Source organism: Thermicanus aegyptius DSM 12793 (assembly GCF_000510645.1).
Taxonomy (GTDB): Bacteria; Bacillota; Bacilli; order Thermicanales; family Thermicanaceae; genus Thermicanus; species Thermicanus aegyptius.
The window spans coordinates 1,216,709-1,235,318 of the sequence record NZ_KI783301.1 but is presented as its reverse complement, the minus strand read 5'-3'; the positions used below and the strand labels follow the sequence as shown (position 1 = coordinate 1,235,318).

Annotated in this window: 16 protein-coding genes; 3 read left to right on the top strand and 13 right to left on the bottom strand. The window is 49.1% G+C overall.

Annotated elements, in window-relative coordinates; genetic code table 11:
* Positions 1-398: 398 nt before the first annotated feature.
* The 11 genes from THEAE_RS21935 to THEAE_RS23510 all read right to left on the bottom strand — a co-directional run bounded on the left by THEAE_RS21935 (position 399) and on the right by THEAE_RS23510 (position 14,552).
* Positions 399-3,065, bottom strand: a complete 2,667-nt coding sequence (locus tag THEAE_RS21935) for an HD domain-containing phosphohydrolase (protein WP_028986924.1) — start codon at positions 3,063-3,065, stop codon at positions 399-401.
* Positions 3,066-3,446 (bottom strand): DUF2304 domain-containing protein, encoded by a 381-nt coding sequence (locus tag THEAE_RS0106620; RefSeq protein WP_028986923.1) that lies wholly within the window; start codon positions 3,444-3,446, stop codon positions 3,066-3,068.
* The gene (locus tag THEAE_RS0106615) at positions 3,443-4,183 is read right to left on the bottom strand and encodes a glycosyltransferase family 2 protein (RefSeq protein ID WP_039944306.1); all 741 of its coding nucleotides are present in this window, start codon (positions 4,181-4,183) and stop codon (positions 3,443-3,445) included. Before THEAE_RS0106615 ends, THEAE_RS0106620 begins: the two co-directional genes overlap by 4 nt.
* Positions 4,149-5,543, bottom strand: a complete 1,395-nt coding sequence (locus THEAE_RS0106610; RefSeq protein ID WP_028986921.1) for a lipid II flippase MurJ — start codon at positions 5,541-5,543, stop codon at positions 4,149-4,151. The genes THEAE_RS0106615 and THEAE_RS0106610 overlap by 35 nt, the downstream gene beginning before the upstream one ends.
* Positions 5,540-6,385, bottom strand: a complete 846-nt coding sequence (locus THEAE_RS23515; RefSeq protein ID WP_245605609.1) for a DUF3473 domain-containing protein — start codon at positions 6,383-6,385, stop codon at positions 5,540-5,542. Before THEAE_RS23515 ends, THEAE_RS0106610 begins: the two co-directional genes overlap by 4 nt.
* Positions 6,386-6,402: 17 nt before the next feature.
* Positions 6,403-7,572 (bottom strand): carboxylate--amine ligase, encoded by a 1,170-nt coding sequence (locus THEAE_RS0106600; RefSeq protein WP_028986920.1) that lies wholly within the window; start codon positions 7,570-7,572, stop codon positions 6,403-6,405.
* 10 nt (positions 7,573-7,582) lie between these two features.
* Positions 7,583-9,601: a hypothetical protein gene (locus THEAE_RS0106595; RefSeq protein ID WP_028986919.1), complete on the bottom strand. Its 2,019-nt coding sequence runs from the start codon at positions 9,599-9,601 to the stop codon at positions 7,583-7,585.
* A gap of 38 nt (positions 9,602-9,639) precedes the next feature.
* On the bottom strand, positions 9,640-11,268 hold the full coding sequence (locus tag THEAE_RS0106590) for a hypothetical protein (protein WP_028986918.1): 1,629 nt from the start codon (positions 11,266-11,268) through the stop codon (positions 9,640-9,642).
* Entirely contained in the window at positions 11,265-12,182 is a 918-nt protein-coding gene (locus THEAE_RS0106585) for a hypothetical protein (RefSeq protein ID WP_156920568.1), read from the bottom strand. Before THEAE_RS0106585 ends, THEAE_RS0106590 begins: the two co-directional genes overlap by 4 nt.
* A gap of 17 nt (positions 12,183-12,199) precedes the next feature.
* Positions 12,200-13,942, bottom strand: coding sequence for a GT4 family glycosyltransferase PelF (gene pelF / locus THEAE_RS20230; protein ID WP_052329813.1), 1,743 nt, complete (start codon positions 13,940-13,942; stop codon positions 12,200-12,202).
* Positions 13,943-14,282: 340 nt separating this feature from the next.
* On the bottom strand, positions 14,283-14,552 hold the full coding sequence (locus THEAE_RS23510) for an MBL fold metallo-hydrolase (RefSeq protein ID WP_245605534.1): 270 nt from the start codon (positions 14,550-14,552) through the stop codon (positions 14,283-14,285).
* Between the two features lie 105 nt (positions 14,553-14,657).
* On the opposite strand from THEAE_RS23510, the gene THEAE_RS0106565 reads away from it, so the two are divergent.
* From THEAE_RS0106565 to THEAE_RS0106555, 3 genes are read left to right on the top strand one after another with little or no spacing between them, the layout of a single operon-like run.
* Entirely contained in the window at positions 14,658-15,026 is a 369-nt protein-coding gene (locus tag THEAE_RS0106565; protein WP_028986915.1) for a GntR family transcriptional regulator, read from the top strand.
* Positions 15,027-15,049: 23 nt separating this feature from the next.
* Positions 15,050-15,940, top strand: coding sequence for an ABC transporter ATP-binding protein (locus THEAE_RS0106560; RefSeq protein ID WP_245605608.1), 891 nt, complete (start codon positions 15,050-15,052; stop codon positions 15,938-15,940).
* Entirely contained in the window at positions 15,921-16,970 is a 1,050-nt protein-coding gene (locus tag THEAE_RS0106555; RefSeq protein WP_156920567.1) for a hypothetical protein, read from the top strand. Before THEAE_RS0106560 ends, THEAE_RS0106555 begins: the two co-directional genes overlap by 20 nt.
* Positions 16,971-17,120: 150 nt before the next feature.
* On the opposite strand, the gene THEAE_RS0106550 is transcribed toward THEAE_RS0106555, so the two are convergent.
* Both THEAE_RS0106550 and lspA read right to left on the bottom strand, forming a co-directional pair.
* Entirely contained in the window at positions 17,121-18,044 is a 924-nt protein-coding gene (locus THEAE_RS0106550; protein WP_028986912.1) for an RluA family pseudouridine synthase, read from the bottom strand.
* Positions 18,045-18,116: 72 nt separating this feature from the next.
* Positions 18,117-18,596 carry a signal peptidase II gene (gene lspA, locus THEAE_RS0106545; RefSeq protein WP_028986911.1) on the bottom strand — a complete coding sequence of 160 codons (480 nt, stop codon included), beginning with the start codon at positions 18,594-18,596 and terminating at the stop codon, positions 18,117-18,119.
* Positions 18,597-18,610 lie beyond the last annotated feature (14 nt).

Genomic DNA, 18,610 nt, shown 5'->3' with positions numbered 1-18,610 from the left:
AGCCTCACTGGACTGTCCTTAAAAGGTGCTTTTGATTTCTTATGTATTATTTCATTCTTTTTATCCCCTGTCAAGGGGGCGCGATCAATGGGTGTTAGTCAAGTGAATGTGGGCAACCCTTTTTGCACTATATTCATTGTAGTATATCGTGCATTTTCTAATCCTTTCTTGTATCACTGAAGGTGAGATGATCTTGGCTTTATGTTTTGATCCGTAATCCGTAAAGTCTCCTCGCTTTTCTCCCTTTTCCCTTGTTGATTCTCCCTTGCTCGCCTGCCCGGGGACGGCATAGAGCAATAATGTAAAAGAGATGGCAAGGTAAAAAAGAGAACGGATCGACCTCATTGGCGAACTCCCCTTATTCGGTACTATCTTATTTCTATTCAGTAAAAGAAGAGTTAGGACATAGGGACGGGACCCATTTTTTTTGCCCCATATCCCTCCTTCTCCAGGGCTATGAGGAAGCCCTGTTCCGTACATAATCTTCGAAAGGCGGTTAATTCGGGGGAAGCGCCTTTATCTTCAGAATTGACCAGCACGAATACCTTCAGCCGGCCGCCGGCGCTCATCCGATGAAGTTTATGAATCGTAGAACGAAACCAGCGGTGCTCTCTCTCCTTTCGATAAGGCGGATTTTCCCAACAGACCCCGTCAATAAATGTTGCGGTCAGATCGGCCAACTCTTGAAGCCCGTTATTTTGAATCAGGATCATCTCTGGGAATTGCAGGCGGATCTCTCTCACCAGATCGACCGCCGCCTTTACTTGCTCCCTTCGTCCGACGGGAATCATCTCATCATATTCCACATTGGCAATGGTGTCGAGGAAGAAGCCGTCATATCCTTCTTCTTTTAAAACGGATAAAGAACGGATTAGGCTTCTTCTCCAGCGCAAGGAGCGGAGATCGATCAGTTCATTTCCATATTCCCGATTGGCGAGCCTCTTCCCGTCCAGATAAAGATAATCCTCATCCCTTATCTCTCCGGCTTCATCGAAAGAGCCGCGGGCAATCTCCATGACGCTCACATAGGCGATCACCAAGGTACCGGCTTGGTGGAGGAGAGTCACCGACTCCCCCGATTGACCTCGAGGTTCCACGATCACCAGCGGAAATTCTTTAAGCCTCTCCACCTCTCCCCTTCCGTAAAAGACGGTAAATCGATCAATCCCCTTCAACCGCTCGCGCCGTACGCGGTTTTCTTTCATCGGGCGAGAATCGATGAGGGAAAGAAACCTCTCTTCATTGCCCCTCTTTCGGGAATGAAATTCCGTTTTTACCAGGCAAGTATCACAATCTTTTCCGTGAAAGAAACACCGGTTCTCGGGGGCCTCCCAACAATAAAGGGTCTGCTCCACATATACAGGGCATAATTTGCATATCTCTATGGGGATGTTGAGCACCTCCCGGCAACGTCCGAGGGGATGATGCCTCTCATCCGAGATCGCCCTTCTCTTCTCCAGCCAGCTTTCTAGGGCAGAGACGATCGCCCCGTCCAGCTGGGACCCGACGGCCATCTCCACCTGTTGGAGCGCCGTAGTGAAGGGAAGCGGCGCCCGATATGATCTTCCATTTACCTTGGCCAGGAAGGTTTGGACGACGGCGATGATCCGTGCGCCCAGGGGGATATTCTCGCCTCGCAGTCCCGCCGGATACCCATTGCCGTCCATTCGTTCGTGATGATAGCGGATATATTCCGCCGCCGTTCGATTGCCCAGAAAGATTTCCACGATTAATGCCCCGATTTCCGCATGCATCTTCATCTGTTCATATTCGAAGAATTGATACTCCCCGGTTTTGAGCATTAACTCTTCGCTCAACACATACATCCCGATATTGCTTAAATAAGCGGCGGCCGCAAGGGAGGGCAAATCCCTCCTGGGAAAACCGATCTCTTTGGCAATGGCCACGGTATAGCGCATCACCTGCTCAGAATAGCCGACCAGATAGGGATTCGCATTCTCCACCGCGCGGACAAAGGTGGAGAGCAAAGCATTCTTCTCCTGCGCTCGGCGTAAATCGAATAGATCATTCACCAGAAGCGACGCGAAGGGACCCGGCTTGTCCGATTCGAAGAGATGAGGAAACGCCCCCTCTCCCCAGAGGATTAATAGAACCGTCTCCCTCTCCCGTTCCACCCTTATGAGATAAGCGGGACTTCCAACGGCACCGAAGGGAACTCCTGCAATCCCGGCCTCCTCTGCGGACAAGAATCGACTTCCCCTACCCTGCGTCAAGCTCTCCAACCGTTCAAACCATTCACGAAGGTTCTTATCCGGTAACCCCTCTTGGGATAAATGATGGCTGCACAAGAGATAGGGGAATCTCCCTTCCTGATCTTTCTCCCTTACCGCGATCAGCCCTTGCAGAAAACCATAACTTTTCATATAGGCGGCAAATACCTTATGGTACAGAAAAGAGGGGTCATAGAGGAGCAAGGCCGCCTCCTGCAAAGAAGAAGCGGAAAGTGCATGTAACACCGCCTGCTTTTTTCTTTTTTCGATTTCAAACAGATAGGAGAGGAGGGGAAAAAGATGCTTGGAGAAACTAGAGATGGCCTTATGTTCTTTTTTCGATGCCCTCCGCCTGGGGCCGATGGCGATGAGGGCCGTCTGATCCGGCAGAGAAAACTGTAAAACAGGAACCTCCCCATGTTTCGCCAAAGCGATACCCTTACCCCGATCCCCCTGTGAAAGAATGGAGGGAGGAGTATACTTCTCTTTCGTGCCGGGGATCAGCCCGCTATAGGAAGGCATGATCGCACCCGGTTCCTCTGCCCTATACAGCGCCGTCTCCAGGATGAGCTGCCCGCTTCGAGGGTTTAATCGGTATAAAGCATAAAAATCCCCTTCAATATGGCGGGATAGAAGGGTAAGGACCCTGTTCAGATTTTTCATCAGATCATCGGTCGGCCTAAGTTCCCCATATAACCGCTCCAGTTCGTGCAAACGCCTTTTCTCCTTCTTCTCCCTCTTAAAAAAAACCCATAGGATCCATAGAAGAAGAAAAATGATCAACAAGGCAGCACACAGCCATAACTCGGTACGTAAAAGCAGATGTAGATCCATTTACCTTCCCTCCTCATGGAAAAGTGCCTCTGATCCATCCGGCCTCTCTCCTTTTTCCGTCGACTTAAGCGCTACAAATTGGGCCAATTCCTTCACTTTTTCATATAAGATGGAGATTTGAATCGATTGATACAGGAGGATGAATGCCAATATGAGGATGGAGAGCAGAAAAAAGAGAGAGGGCGGATAGTGAACCCCGAACCGGGCCGCGATGACGTCAAACCACTCCGGATTGGAAAATAAGATTAAAATGGCGATCACCCCTCCCAGCCAGATGAGGGAATGCCGTTCATTAATCTTTTTCTTGAAAAGCAGCGTAAAAACGGAAGCGGAGAAGAGAAGGCCGGTGACAAAGAGGAAAATTCTTAACATTCCATTCATGATTCGACCCCCCGTTCAAACTCTTTCTCCCCTGAAATCCATGAGCGAACCAAAACGACAAAGATGCTAAGCATCATCTTCGCCATATAAAAAAGCGGCTTAATCCCTCCATGCATGCTGGCCCCCGCTCTTCGTTCATGCATCGAGACCGAAAACTCCCTAATCTTGTAATTGCGGAAGATCATATGGAGCAGCATGTCCGCATCAGGGTAATCGGCGGGAAAGCGTCCTGAACCGGCGTAATATTGAAAAACGGGCCTCTTTATCCCGCGAAAACCGCTGGTCGGATCCGTAACCCACACCTTCGTGAGTAAGTAGATCAGAGAACGAAAGAAATGGACCGCACACCCCTTTAATTTCCCTGCCGAATAGACGGATGAATCCATATAGCGCGAACCCATCACGATATCGGCATCCTCGGCGAAAAGCCGATCCATCATTTCCCTGATATAGAAAGGGTCATGTTGCCCGTCCGCATCAAACTGAATCACATAACGATACCCATATTGCTGCGCAAAACGATATCCTGTTTGTAATGAAGCGCCATAGCCGAGATTGCAGGGATGGGAGACGAGGAAAACAGGATAATCTCTTACGATGCTCGCGGTATGATCGGAGGAACCGTCATCGACGACCAAAATATCGACTTCCTCTTTATACTGAAGAAGACCGTCGAGAACCCCCGCGATATTTAATTCTTCATTATAGGACGGAATAATGACGAGCACTTCTTTCATAGGAACCTCCCTGTTTCTGATGGATTTGATCATCACGCACCGCGACCCAATAGATTAGAACGGCATTCAAGAGAGAGGAGATCGCCATCCCCCATCCGATACCCGGTGAACCCCAAAGATGGACCAACCATCCATCTAGAAGGATATTGACGAGGGACGTAAGAAGATAGATCAACAGAACCCGAACCATCCTCCGTCGTGATAAAAAGTAACGTAAACCGACGGCCGATACTGCTTGGAAAGGAACGGATAGGGCGTAACCTGCCAAGATCCCGCTTGTAATGCGAAGAGAGCTCTCATTAAAGGAACCGTAGAAAAACAAGATGCGGATCAAGGCATCCCGCGCGAAGAAAAAGAGAAGGGAGAAAGGGAGTGCAATGGCGAGGGAAAGGAAAGCGGCCCTCTTCAAGAGCTCAAACCCCTCATCTCTCTTCCCCTCTCCATGCTTGACAGACAAAAGTGGAAGAAAAACCGTATTGATTGCGGCAATAAATACCCATATGGGAAACTGGGACAGGCGGTATGCATAGTGAAGTCCCGCCACCGTCCCGGGCTCCAACGCGCCGGCAAAAAATCGTTCCATAAGTAGCACCGATTGCATGGAGAGCAGCACAAGAAGATAAGAAAAAAGCAGCCGATAAAATTCCCTGACCTCCCCATCGGTTTCAACATTCCCGTCCCAAGGCCTAAGCTTCATCTCTCGCAAGGGAAGCAGGAATCTCCACGACGACCCGAAGGTAAAGAGAAGCATCCCTAACGCACCCGTTAATATCCCACCTCCTGCCCAATAGATTCCCAGATCGGTTGAAACCCGAAAGGTGATGGCCAACAGGAGGGAAACTAAGAAAATGCCGTTAAACAGAATGGGGGCAAAGGCCTGCCGATAGAGCCTCCCTGTCGACTGAAGCAGAGCGGCCCCTAACCCGGATAGCGAAAAGAAGAGAACGGAGGGCAACAAGAATAGGTAGATTCCTTCTCCCAACCGCTTCAGATCAGAAGCGAAGGATCCGAAGAGAAATGCAAGAATGAATGGATGCATAAGATATAAGAGAAGCGTAATGCCCAAGGTAATGAGCCCTATGTGGAGAAGCAAACGGCCAAACGTCTCTCTCAATCTTTCCCGTTCATCCCGTGCATGGTAGATGGATAAGAAGGGAACGGCTACCGCTCCTAATGCGGTCGCAAAGAGATTATTCCCCACCATGTCGGGAAGGAAGAAAGAGAGGGTGAAGAGATCCGCCTCCGCAGTCGTACCGAAATAGATCGCAAACAATACATCTTTAAAGAAAGAGATGCAGGCCAGCAGAATGAAAATTAGGGAAACCCCGATGCTCTTTGAGAGGAAAGAGGAGGTCTTCATATCAGTTCCACAGCCTCATAGGATTGGTCTCTAATCACTTCACCCAATGGAGCAAAACGAAAATCCTGCAGAAGGCGGTCCAATTTCCCGATCGTCCGATCAAGATGGTAATAATGGGCAAAACGAATGAGGGGAGAGGCGCGAAGCCTTGGCTGACCCTGATCTACTTCCCATGGGTGGACATAAACCATCCCGGCGCGCGTGCGGCCCACCTGGCGGAGCGCCCAGCGGATGACGAAGTAAGGCATCGCACGCAAGTAGAGTCCTCCGGAAAAGGGAAGAGGCATACCGCCTATCCTCAACACGGTGGAAGGAAACTCTAAGATCCTTAAAGTCTTACCCGCGATGATGGGGTAAAAGGGTTTAACCGGGGCCCCCGCCACGCCGGATAAAGGGGTTCGGAAAGGCTGTATGCTTGAATCGACGGCAAAACCCTCCTCCTCTAAAATTTGCAGCATATCATAATTTGCGGGTCCGATCGTCCAAGAAGGGGCGCGAAAAAAACGAACCTCCACTCCGGCCGCATCTTCGATCCTTCCCTTCGCCTCCCGGATCTCTTCTCGAAATTGGCCGGCATTCATCTCCGTTAAAAGGCGGTGATACCCCCCATGACAGGCGATCTCATGCCCTTCTGCGGCGATCCTTCGAATGAGAGAGGGATGCTTTTGAGCCACTGCCCCAAGAATAAAGAAAGTGGCGCGTACCCGGTAACGGGATAGGAGTCCCAACAAGGTGAGCGTGCTTTCTTCCACCCGATCCTCAAACTGTTCCCATCGCGATACAGGAAAGTTAAAATCATTCGTCTGATACCAATCCTCCACATCCACCGTAAAGGCATTCACATTCAAGTTACCACCTCCTATCGTTTAAGCAGCATCTCCCGCTTCTTTTTCTTCAGGAGATAGGCGAATGATGCAGCAAAAAAACCAAATGCAGGCAACGGATCATGCCACGACAAGATGTCATCCTCAATATCATAGAATCCCTTCCTTCCAAAAAGCGGGGGATCCATCTGGAATCGTTTCGGATTCGTGATAAAGTGGAGCAGGTCTCCCGGCAGCATATTTTTCGCCATCTTACCGATCGAATAAGTTTCCCCTTGCTTCATCTCCTTCCCCTGTGCCAAAAGATAATAGGCCCAGGGGAAATCGACACCTGACCGTATGGCAAGATGGAGTGAGTTCCAAAAACGCGGATTGATCTCCATCAATTTCAACTTCCCGTCCCTCCCATCTCGCATCCATTCAAACTCAATCACCCCCGACCAAGGGAGATGCTTCACCGCCTGCAGGATGCGTTCCACCAATTCCGGCATCCAAACGCTCTCTTGGACGGTGCTTGGGCCAATATCGACGGGAAAATGGCGTATCTCCCGCTGAACGAAATGAAGTTTCGGCTCTCCTACGGCGTTAAATAAGAAGCATACGTCAATCCGCTCCCCCGGAAGAATGTACTCTTGCACCATTGGAAAGGGGTAGCGCGCATGAATCTGCCCATATTGAGCCACCATCTCTTTCGGGTTATGTACGATTCGGATCCCTCGAGAACCCGAACTGAGGCGTGGCTTAATCACCGCCGGATAGGGGAGAGCATGGGCAAAGGATTCGATCGTGTCGGGCGAATCGGGCATATAGGTCCTTGGGACATCTAATCCCGCAGATTGGGCAAAGCCTACCGCTTTATGCTTATCCATCGCAATGGCAAAGCTCTGAAGCGGCGGAAGGAGGAAGGCGGTGTGCGACAGAAGCTCCTTTTGGTGCATGACGGCAAGCTTCATCGTCGCATCATCCATCGGCATGTAGACGGTGATATGAAACTTACGGAGTACATCAAACAACCAATCCATATACGAGTCAGGCTCCTCAACAGGATCGGGGCTTTTCATCGCCTTCGTGCAATATCGCGAGAAGGAGGAGGGGGTAAGTCGGGAGATATCAGAGCAATAGACCTTCACCCCCCTTCTTCCGAGGGAGCGTACCGAAGCCAATGATTTTCGCAATAAAGAATCGGTAATTAGAACAGAACCCATCTTCTCCTCCTTATCGACCGCTTAGCGCCATGCCTTGCCAAAAACGGCTTCGATTCTCCTTCTCCGGATTGGGGAGCGAAATATGATAGATGGCCAGCACCTCATCCTCATAGTAGATCTCCGGTTCCCCGTTTGCCTGCCGATAAGCCGTCAGCCATTCCTTAAACCGCCGATTCTCTTCCTCCCGCCGCTCATAGGTGGGAGCCAGGATCTGATAGATCTGCATCGACCGGCTCACCCGGAAAACTTTTTTTTCATGATAGATATAGATCTCCGTGGGAATATCGCGATCCGGCTCTTCGGTATCCGCTCTCGTCAGGGGAGGACGATTCGGGTCATAGCGTGCCAGAAAATCCCCCAAATACATGTGATACCCATTTCCAAGGGCAAGATCATACCCCTCATTTTGAGAGACGATCATCCAAGTGAGGGGGCGATGGGTGGCGGCGATCCGTAAATATTGTTCCACCCCCGCATTCCACTCCATCTTATAGGGGAGGATCGGTTTTATCTCTTCATGGTAGGCAAGTCCCGCAAGAAGGATAAATAGCAAGATCGCCTCGATCCGGGCCGGTTTAGAGGAGAACTTCAGCCTCCTCAAACCGCCTGCAAGGTAACTCCAAGCAAAACCTAAGAGGAGAGGTACCGTCAGAGCCCAGATGCTGCCGCTGCGGGTCGCTAAGACCACACTGCCGGTATAATGGCCGCCCAGCTCATACAGCAGGAAGAAAAAGAGTGCCATCATTCCCGCAAATAGCTCCGGTCTCTCCTGATGGGACGTAAAGCGGAGGATCAGACCGATCAAGAGCATGAGGAGAAGAGCGGTAAGCCCCGCGTAATCCCACAGATGAAGGACGGGAAAGGCAACATCCCCATAAGAGTTTAAGAATTCCGACGCCCCGTGATTAATCTCCCTCCCCAGCAGTTTCCCTAACCCAAGAGGGAGGAGCGAAAGGAGGACGGCGCCGATGCCGGACAAAGCGGCGACAAGCACCCTTTTCCCCAGGGTGCGGAAGTGGAATAGAAGAGCGGCAAAGAGAAAAGCGCCTAACCCTACCCCGGCATAGAGAAAAACAAAGCTATGCACCAACCCGATCACGGCATATCCAAACCAAGCGGCCCAAAGATCTCCCCTCCTTCCGCCCTGCAAATAACGGCTATAGAAATAGAGGGAGGGAAGGAGGAAGAGAAGGGCAAACTCCTGCGAGTTGGTGGCCGCCTGCCTCTCCCAATCGGTGCCGAGCCATATAAATCCAAAAATCCCGTAAAAGGAAGCCGCCACGATGCCGGCAAAAGGATTTTTGGTCCAGCGGGAAGTGACGAAGTATAAACCAACGGTGATCAAAAGCCCTACGAGGGGCCCCATATATTTCAGAACATATAACGTATCAATCCCAGAAAATTTATGCAAAGTGGCGAGGGTGATGTGAAATCCCTGCGGATAGATGCCGTCGTGGAACAAAACCCGTTCCTCGATATACTTCATCCAAGCTAAGGTCACATAGGAATCGGACAAGGGAGGCGCCGCGTAGATCAGAGCATCATAAAAGCGAAGATAGGCTGCGGCGGCTAAGACGGCCAAGAGGAGAATCTTTGAAGACAGCTCCTGCCTGAAGTGTGAAAACTTCTCCCGGCCCCGGCTCATAAGCCGCCCTTCATGAGAAAACCACCGCTGCCAAAAAAGCTTCAACCGAAAGCCAAGATCGAGGGCATCGTAGAAAACAACCCACGGAAAAGAAGCGGTGTGCCCGATCCGACTTCCTCCCTTCCGAAACAGGCTCCGGCGGTAGATGATCAAGATCAGAACGGCCAAAAGCGCCAATACCTCATACAATTTGATAAATGCGAGTGTATACCCGACGCCGATATAGAGGAGAACAATGCCCGCCAGCCGGTGGAAAAACCGCTCTCCGCCGTCCGGGCCGGACGGCCGAAACAGAAATCGCGGCAGAAAGAGGAAAAGAAGCCAAAAGGCAAAGGCAAAATGGCTTAAATGATAAAATTGATTGAAAAAGGATGCGTACGGCAAAGCTCCCACCTCCTTTGATAGGGAAGCGCCTTGGAATATCACAATATGGCATAGAGATAAAAATCGACCTTACGGAACAGGTTTTTCACCGACCGAAAAGAGAGAATCAGAAAGAGAAGGCTGCCCGCCAATAGGCCAAAGACCGCATATTCATAACTGACCCAGCGGCTTAAAAGAAATCCGAGAATCATATTGATGAAAAGAGCCGGAACCAATGCCTGATTCACCATCTTCGCTTGAGAGACGGCAAATAGGAGGACCGCATTAAGGAGGGCGACGGACAAGATGACGTAAGAGAGGACCGCCACGATAAAGACAAAATAGGTAACCCCGTCTGTGATCAGATGCCGGCCAAATATTCTCATCATCAGCTGATTGGAGAATAGCAGAATGAAGAAGACGGTCAACGCGCTTAAGATCGAGACGCCTACGGTAGCGAAGATCATCCGCTTATACTTTTTCCACAACCAATCCCTCATCTCGTCAACCTGTTGCAAGAGAAAACTTTTTTGAGCCCGCTCAATGAAATGCATCAATCGTTGAACCACCGCTTCATTCATTCCTAAGGGAAGCATCAAGGCCAACAGGGCAAAGTCAAGCCCTAATTCATAATCACCGCGAAACCAGATGAAATAAGGCATAAAAGAACTTTCCGGATGATAGACGTCAACCGCCGACCACGCCATCACCCGGTCTACAAATAAGAAGGAGAAATAATAGAAACCGTACAGGAAATAAGGCATCACCGAGTAGACTCTAAAGGATAAGCGGGGCATCTTTGGGGCAATTCCTTTCTCTTTCTTTCTCTCCTCCCGGTAAAATAGAACGATGACGATCAACAATCCGATCAGGGATACGATGCCGATGGCGATCAATTGAGATACGATAATATCCATACGGAATTGAACAAAGAATAAGTAAACCATCATGATCCCGAAAATAATTAATCCTGTAAATAGAAGCTCCCTTTGTAAAATGTACATCACCGTCACCGAAAGCCAGATCAAATTTAAGAAGAAGAAATAGAATACGATCACGATAAATAGATCGAAGGGGTAAACGTTAAAAACCATATTGATGAGAAAGAGAAGGAGCGTCACCAAAAATGAGATCAGATAGCCTGCGCGGATGAAGAAAAAGGTTGATCTCCGTGCCATCCTGTAATAACCGTGATAGATATAGAAGAAACCGTAACGGGCGATCGCCTGCGTAAATCCTCCAACGACGATAAAGCTAAGAATGGTGCCAATGGCAATTGCAGTAGCCAGATCGATCGATAAGAATTCATAGGACCATAGGGAGAATTTGAGATAGAGCATAGAAAGGACGGAAATCGCCATCGGGAGGGAGAAGATGAGTCCCCTGAGAAAGCTTTTTACGATCCGTACACCGGAACGGATTCCATCTTTTTTCTCCTCGGAAGGGAGTGACTTTGCCGCCGATTCGTCGATTTCAAACTTGATCTCTTCGCCCAGTTGAAATAGATCGGATACTCTAAACCGTTCCTGCACCAGCTCATCGGTCCAACCCATTGATTCCAACAGCGCCGTCACATGGAACGAATCGACCGGGTTTACATGCTTTACTTTGATCCCTTGCACCAATTCGTGAAACAGTCCCGGATTGAACCGCTTTGCGGACTGATTGAAGTAATGAATCGAGCTCAAAAATCTTCCTCCATTCCTGGCATTTTCATATGAATGATCAGGTCGGCCAATTTGCCTGCAACATCCGCCTTATGAATCTTTTCTTCGGTAATCGGTTCTCCCTTTCGTATAATCGGACGACCTTCACGATCATAGAGATCCCTGCCCGCCAATTTCCCAAGCATATATCGAATCTTTAAAAGTTCCGCCTCCCGTTGAACGTCGATCTGTCGAATCTCCCTCTTTTCTCTCGGCGGACTTGACGCCTCTTTCTCCTCTAATGCCATATCGACGGTTGCCGCAGTCTGCTCCACTGCCGCCGGATGATCCTCCCTCCCCTCTTGTTCCCGCCCACCCGCCGTTCGAGCGGCATCTCCGGCATAAACCTCTACCTGATCTGCCATCTCTTCATCGGATTGTGGAGGAGTTCTCATCTCCTTCAGCGTACGATCGATTTCTTCCCAATATCCGGATTTAACAGGAGGAGCCGACCGAACCGCTTCCTCTTCCCTAGGGGAGGGAACGATTCTCTTTTCATAGTCGGAGAATAACCGCACCCTCTCTTGTTTGTATCGATCGATCTCGTTTTCCAGCGCCGCAAGCATGGCCTGCTTCTCATAGATCGATCTTTGAATCATGGCGCGAACCTGGGAGGCGTCCAGGCCGAACAGCCTATGGCGAAGTTGTTTAAACCAGTCATGGGCCAGGCTCCTGGAAGGGGTCTTGATCGGAAGATCTTCCGGGGAATGGGAAGGGATACCTACATCTTCGATTGACTCCCCCAACTCCAATTGAAGTTCTTTCATTTCCTGGATACACCGCTCCTTCTCCCGACTGAGACGAGCCTCCTCTTCAACAAACCGGGCATTCAACTCCTGCATTGCCTTTTCAACCGACAGCGGCGCATAACCCCATAAACTTCTTTTTTTGATCATGATCTGGCCACCTTTCATCATGCACTTTCTTCCTTCATCAATTGAAGCATGCCAAGATATGCATGAAGTTTCTCCATCTCGTGCAGGGCTTGATCGGTTCTACCCATGTGTTGATAGGCCACGGCGATTTCCGATAATGCCCAGGGAACAACAGGGGATAATGGGTCTTCAAAAATCGCCAGCTTCATCTGGTGGATCGCTTCTTCATACATTCCAAATTCCTTGAAGGAAAAACCTCGTTCCAAATAGAGCTTTGCTCTCTCTCTGATAAGCTCCGCCGTTTTCTCGCCCTGTAACCCTTCGCTCAGCTCTTCATAGCTCTCCATATATCGGGCAAGCATTTTCTCCAGCGTAAAAAGGTTTAACGCCCTCTCCCGCGCCTCTTTTCCCAGATCGGCACGCATCATCGGATTCCGAAGCAAATGAAGGATCTCGTCCGCCATCTTCTCGTCATCCCGGGGAGGAACCAGGATCCCCGCCTCGCCCAGCGCTTCCCGGACCCCGCCTACATCGGTGGCTACCACGGGCTTCCCCGACATCATCGCTTCGATGACGGAATAGGGGAATCCCTCGGAGATGCTGGAGAGAAGAACCACATCCCCTTCATGATATACCGAAGCGATATTCCCCATATGTCCGGCGAAGTGAACGACCTCTCTTAACCCCAATTCATCCCTCAATCGAAGACAATCTTCATAATATTCCGGTACGGATATCTCACCATAGACCATAAACCGAACCTCCGGAATCTCCTGATGCACCCGTTTGGCCGCCCTCATTAGGGTGAGTATGTCCTTGACGGGATCAATTCGGGCCACCGTCACGATGGTAGGCTGAGTCCGATGGATCGACGTGGAATCCTGAAATACGTCCGGATCAACCCCATTGTAGATCACTTTGATTTTCGCGGGATTTACTCCGAGCTGTAATTCCCAACGGGCGTTGTAGTGACAAACCGGAGAGATTTGATCCGCATAGGCATAATTGAGCGTAATGATGGAATGGATGAATCGGACGAGGAAGGTGCGTAGAAAGGGTGAATAGGTGTTGCGAGATAATGAGAGGTATTGCTCCCGCAAGTAGATTCCATGTTCCGTCAAAAGATAAGGCGTCCCGTAGATCATCTTCGACAATACGCAAGGAATTCCGCAGAATGCGGCCGCGGAGGAATGTGCGACGTCTGTTTTGGGAATCGGAGTATTTAGTATATTTAAGAAGCGATAGATCCAGCCAAGACTTTGAAGCAGGTCGTACACTTCGGGCAAGGCGACATCGGTATGCTCACGCCGGCAAAAAGCGTAAATCATTTCTTTATAAGTTTCATAAACCTGTTCGGATTTAAAACTTACTTTATACTCATACACATTGAAGTACTCGTACAGTTGCTTCAAAAGAGAGGCAAAATGCTCCGGACGTTTCTCGACAGTGAGAATCTCTTCCATCAACGGGCGAAAGAGAGGGAGAAACCGCTCTTTGATCACTCCTTCTTCCGTATTTTTTTTGGCCATATAGATCTTTGAGAAAGGGACGGGGAGATGTTCTCCCGGTTCTTCCGTTCCCCACAGAGGAACGCTGATCAAAGAAGCTTCAGCTGCGATGCTGAATTTTTGGGTCACAAAGGGATTCATGATCACGCTATACAGCACGAATTCGGCCCGATCCAATCGTTTCGTCAAAATATCGCTCCAAATACTAACCCCGCCCTGATGAAACGGATAGGTCCCCTCTGTGGCAAATAAGACGGAAAGTTTCTTTGTCACGGATCGAATCACCCCCTCTCTCTACGTCATGGCATTTGATCATCCTAAAAACGCTTAACCTTTCTCTCTTCACTTACCCAACTCAACATTATTCACAGTACTTCATCCTATGCATCACGGCAACCTAATTTCATTTAATCTATCTAAAATTTTCTTAATTAAAAGAAATGAAAAATCCATTCCGCCGCCACCAGGGCATCCTCCGGTCCCGTGGTGAAATTATCGCCAATGGGCAGGAGGGCGAGAGCGGGGGCGTGTCCTTCACCGATCACTTTCATATCGGAAAAGAGGCGGTATCCCTCGCATGATAAATCGTCTTCCCTTCCGCCATGATCAGGATTCAGGCAGGCATTCCGGCATAATGAAAGTTCCGATTCTCCTCATCTTCGAAAGAGGAGCTATGAAAGGCAAGGGTATACTTCACCTTCACGCCCCCAAAACGGTAAGTGCCGCCAAGGCCGACGCCGTGGGTCTTTGCTCCTCGCCAATTGAGGAGAGTGGCCAACTCAAAGACGGCGACGACCGTCGCCCCTGTCCGCTTCGAGATGGAAACGACATCGGTGGTATGATCCCCATGCCCGTGGGTGAGAAGAATGAGGTCTACCTCCACATCCTTGTTAAAATGACTTGACGCAATAAAAAAACAGCATTATATTATAATTGTATTGTGTGTATTATATATCATAGTACACTTAATAAAGGTGGTGATTTCATTGTGTTAAACATCGATGCCAAAAGCAACCTCCCCATTTTTGAACAGATTGTGTGGCAGATCAAGATTCTTTGTCTCAAAGGCGTACTTAAGCCGGATGATAAATTGCCTTCCGTACGACAATTATCTGCTATGCTCATCGTCAACCCCAACACCGTCAGCAAGGCATACCAAGAGCTTGAGCGACAAGGCATCATAGAAACCCGTCAAGGGAAAGGAACCTTTATTTCATCGCGTCAAAATGTTGTCCCGGACGGCAAACAGAAGGAAATCGTTTTGCGAAATCTACAGAAAGCGATCATCGATGCGTTCTATGTCGGTTTAAGTAAAGAAGACATCCACCAGTTTGTGGATGAACAGTTAGGAACCTAGAGGAGGGATAGGGCTTGATTGAAGTGATTCGCCTGAAAAAAGAAATGAACCAACTTCCCGTTTTAGAAGAGGTCTCCTTTTCGCTGGAAAGAGGCACAATCACCGGACTCATCGGCCGCAACGGCACCGGGAAAACGACCTTGCTACGTCTCATGATGGGTATCCTTCTACCGGATCAGGGAGATGTGCGGTATGAAGGAGAGAGCATTTATGCTCATCCTGAGAAGAAAAATCATCTGGTCTTCCTTCCTGAGAATAAACTGACGCTGCAAAATTATAGTGTCAATCAGATCGTCCGTTTATACAAAATGTTTTATCCTCACTTTGACGAATCCTATTTATGGCGTAAAATCGCACAGTTTAATCTCCCCGTTAACAGAAGAATCCGCCAATTTTCCAAAGGGATGAAAGCCCTCTTTTCTCTCATTTTAGCCTTTGCCACTCGCGCCGATGTCATACTGCTCGACGAGCCTACGGACGGACTGGATGCCGTCGTTAAACGACAATGGTATGAATTGTTGGTTGATGAAGTGGCGGAACAGCAACATACCGTTCTCATCTCATCCCACCGTTTGGATGAACTGGAAAGCGTCTGTGATTCGGTCATGATCCTAAAAAACGGCAGGATTGAAACCAATTCAGATCTTAACACGCTGAAAACGAACTATTACAAACTGCAAATTGTCTACGACAAAGCGATCCCAACCGAAATGCTTTATTTACCCGGCACACGCGTGCTGGCCCAAGCCGGGCGCATCGTAACCTTAATGGTAGAAGAGAATCGTAAAGAAGAAGCGATGACGCAAATTAAGGCTTCCCAGCCTTTACTCATCGATGAATTGCCGGTCAGCCTGGAGGAGTTGTTCGTAGCCACGGTTGGAGGGGAAGATCGGGGTGAAAAAGATGTCAAATAAAGCGCTATGGTTTAAAGAATACGCACAGACGCAAAGCATTTTGTGGGTAACCTTCATCCTTTCCTTCTTCTTTCTGCCCTTTCAAGTGATGAAACGCCTCTCGGAAGTACAAGAAATGGTTAATCGTAAAGGGCCATTTGCGACACCGGAGCTTCATTCAATCTATTTTAACTTAGAAAATCCATTCCCACTCGTCATGGCCATCCTTACCATCTCCATCGCCGCCGTATTGATCGGTTTGGAACGAAGCCAAGGGCAGGATGATTTTACTTTATCCCTACCCTATCCGCGTACGACGATCTATCTAACCAAGTGGGCCATCGGTGCAACCACGGTTCTCCTTTCCATCGGTTTAAACCTTCTGATCGCTTATCTGATTCTTTTCTTTTCGCCTTTCAGCGACTATCTATATGTATTATCTGGAGGGACAAGGCTTCCTGTAACCGATGCCGCCCTCTGGTTCTTCTACGGACTTAAGCTGATCCTAACCGGCCTCGCTTTATTTACGCTCGCCTTATTTTTGGGAACCATCAGCGGCAGTTATTATTATCAATATGGTTTTTCGCTGATCTTTTCCTTCTTTCCTTATGGCTTCGCCTTGCTCTTCTCATATTTCTTAGAGGTACACGGTTTTCAAGTGACGAGTAGCCCGTTCCAGGACCAGTTGCTCAGGAACATCACCCTATTTTTAAGCATCCTCTCGATCAATCTGGGAAATCCGGAAAATACCACTTGGCTCTATGCTTTGGTCTATATCCTTCTCTTTCTCCCCTTGGGCATCTATTTTTATCAGAAAAACAGGGTGGAATATAACGGCCAAATGCTTATTTTTCCGGCACTACAAGGGTTTTTCTTAGTAGGGATCACGATCTGTTTTGCTCTTCTTGGAGGTTTAATCGGTACAGGGTTTATGGGAAGAGGTTCGGGAAGTACGTTGCTATTCTATTATATCAGTGCTGCCGCATTCGGTTATGGAGCCTATTGGTTTAGCAAAAGATTGATGAATAGGAGGAGAAGAAGAGAAGAATAAAGAATATCAAAGATCATGGCGGTTGAAAATGATGGCTGCCTCAAAAGGGATGATTCCTACCCTGTTGGGGCAGCTTTACTTATAGCATGAAAAACGCCAAGCGTGTTCTCTTGGCATTCAATACCCGAGGCCCTCATGTTTTCTTTTATCCTACATGCTCCTCAACCTTTCCAACAGCTTCTCCATATCTTCCGGCAACGGGACCTCAAAATGAAGAGATTTCCCGGTAACCGGATGGTTAAACCCAAGGGTAGCCGCATGAAGGGCCTGCCCTTCCATACCGTAGTTTTCCCCTTTTCCATATTTAGGGTCACCCACAATGGGGTGGCCGATGTAGGACATGTGGACGCGGATCTGATGGGTACGTCCTGTTTCCAGCCTGCATCTCAACAAAGTGTGCTTCGGCATTTCTTCCAATACGGAAAAATGGGTCACCGCCCGTTTCCCCGATAACACCACCGCCATCTTCTTCCGATCTTTCGGGTCGCGTCCGATCGGCGCATCCACCGTTCCTAACCGATGGGGAAAATGGCCGTTCACCACCGCCAAATAGCTTCGCTCCATGGCATGTTCTTTTAGTTGAGCCATTAATCCTAGATGAGCCCGGTCGCTTTTCGCCACCACCAAAAGGCCTGACGTCTCCTTGTCGATGCGATGGACGATGCCGGGGCGAAGAATCCCGTTAATGCCGGAGAGATCCTTACAATGATAAAGAAGCGCATTGACCAGAGTTCCGGAAAAATTTCCGGGGGCAGGATGGACTACCATCCCCCTGGGCTTGTTTACCACCACCAAATCCCTATCTTCATAGATGATCTCCAATGGAATCGCCTCAGGTTCCACCTGTAATTCCGTCGGTGGAGGAATCTGAAGGGAAATCTGGTCTCCCCCGGATAGGCGGTAATTTGCCTTTACCTTTGCGCCGTTCACCGTCACCCTTTCCTCTTTCAACCACGTTTGGATCTGGCTGCGGCTCCAACCCTCCTCCTGCTCGGCCAGATACCGGTCAATCCGCTCCCCTTCCTCCCCTTCCTCCACCAAAAAGAAATACGGTTCCATTTGTTCATGGGTCATCGAAAAACCATCCATCCTATCGCATAAAGAGTAATCCCCTTCAAAAACTGCTGAAGTTCACATCCCGGCGAGCTAGTTTACCGGCTCCTCTTCTTTCTCATTTTTCCTCCGCCCGCCGGAAAAAAGAGAATCAAAAAGGATCAACCCCACTCCGATCACAATGCTGGAGTCGGCCAAGTTAAAAATGGGATAGTGAATGAGTCGAAAATCGAGGAAATCAACCACTTCCCCTGCAACAAGCCGATCGAGAAAATTTCCCAGCGCTCCCCCCAAGACGAGGGACAAGGCGACGGACAAGAGGGGATTTTTCCCCTTTAACCGCCAAAGAACCGCCACGATTCCTACGACCACCACCACGGTGATGAGGAGAAATAGTCCCCGCTGATTCTGTAAAATGCCGAAGGCAGCCCCTGCATTCCGGTGGGAGGTAATGTGAAAGACTCCGGGCCAAAGGGGGATGGTATCCCCATAATTCATGAAATGTACCACCATCCATTTTGATCCCTGATCCAGGAGAAAAACAAGGAGAGCTAACAGGATGTAATAGAACATAAAAACCCTCCGGT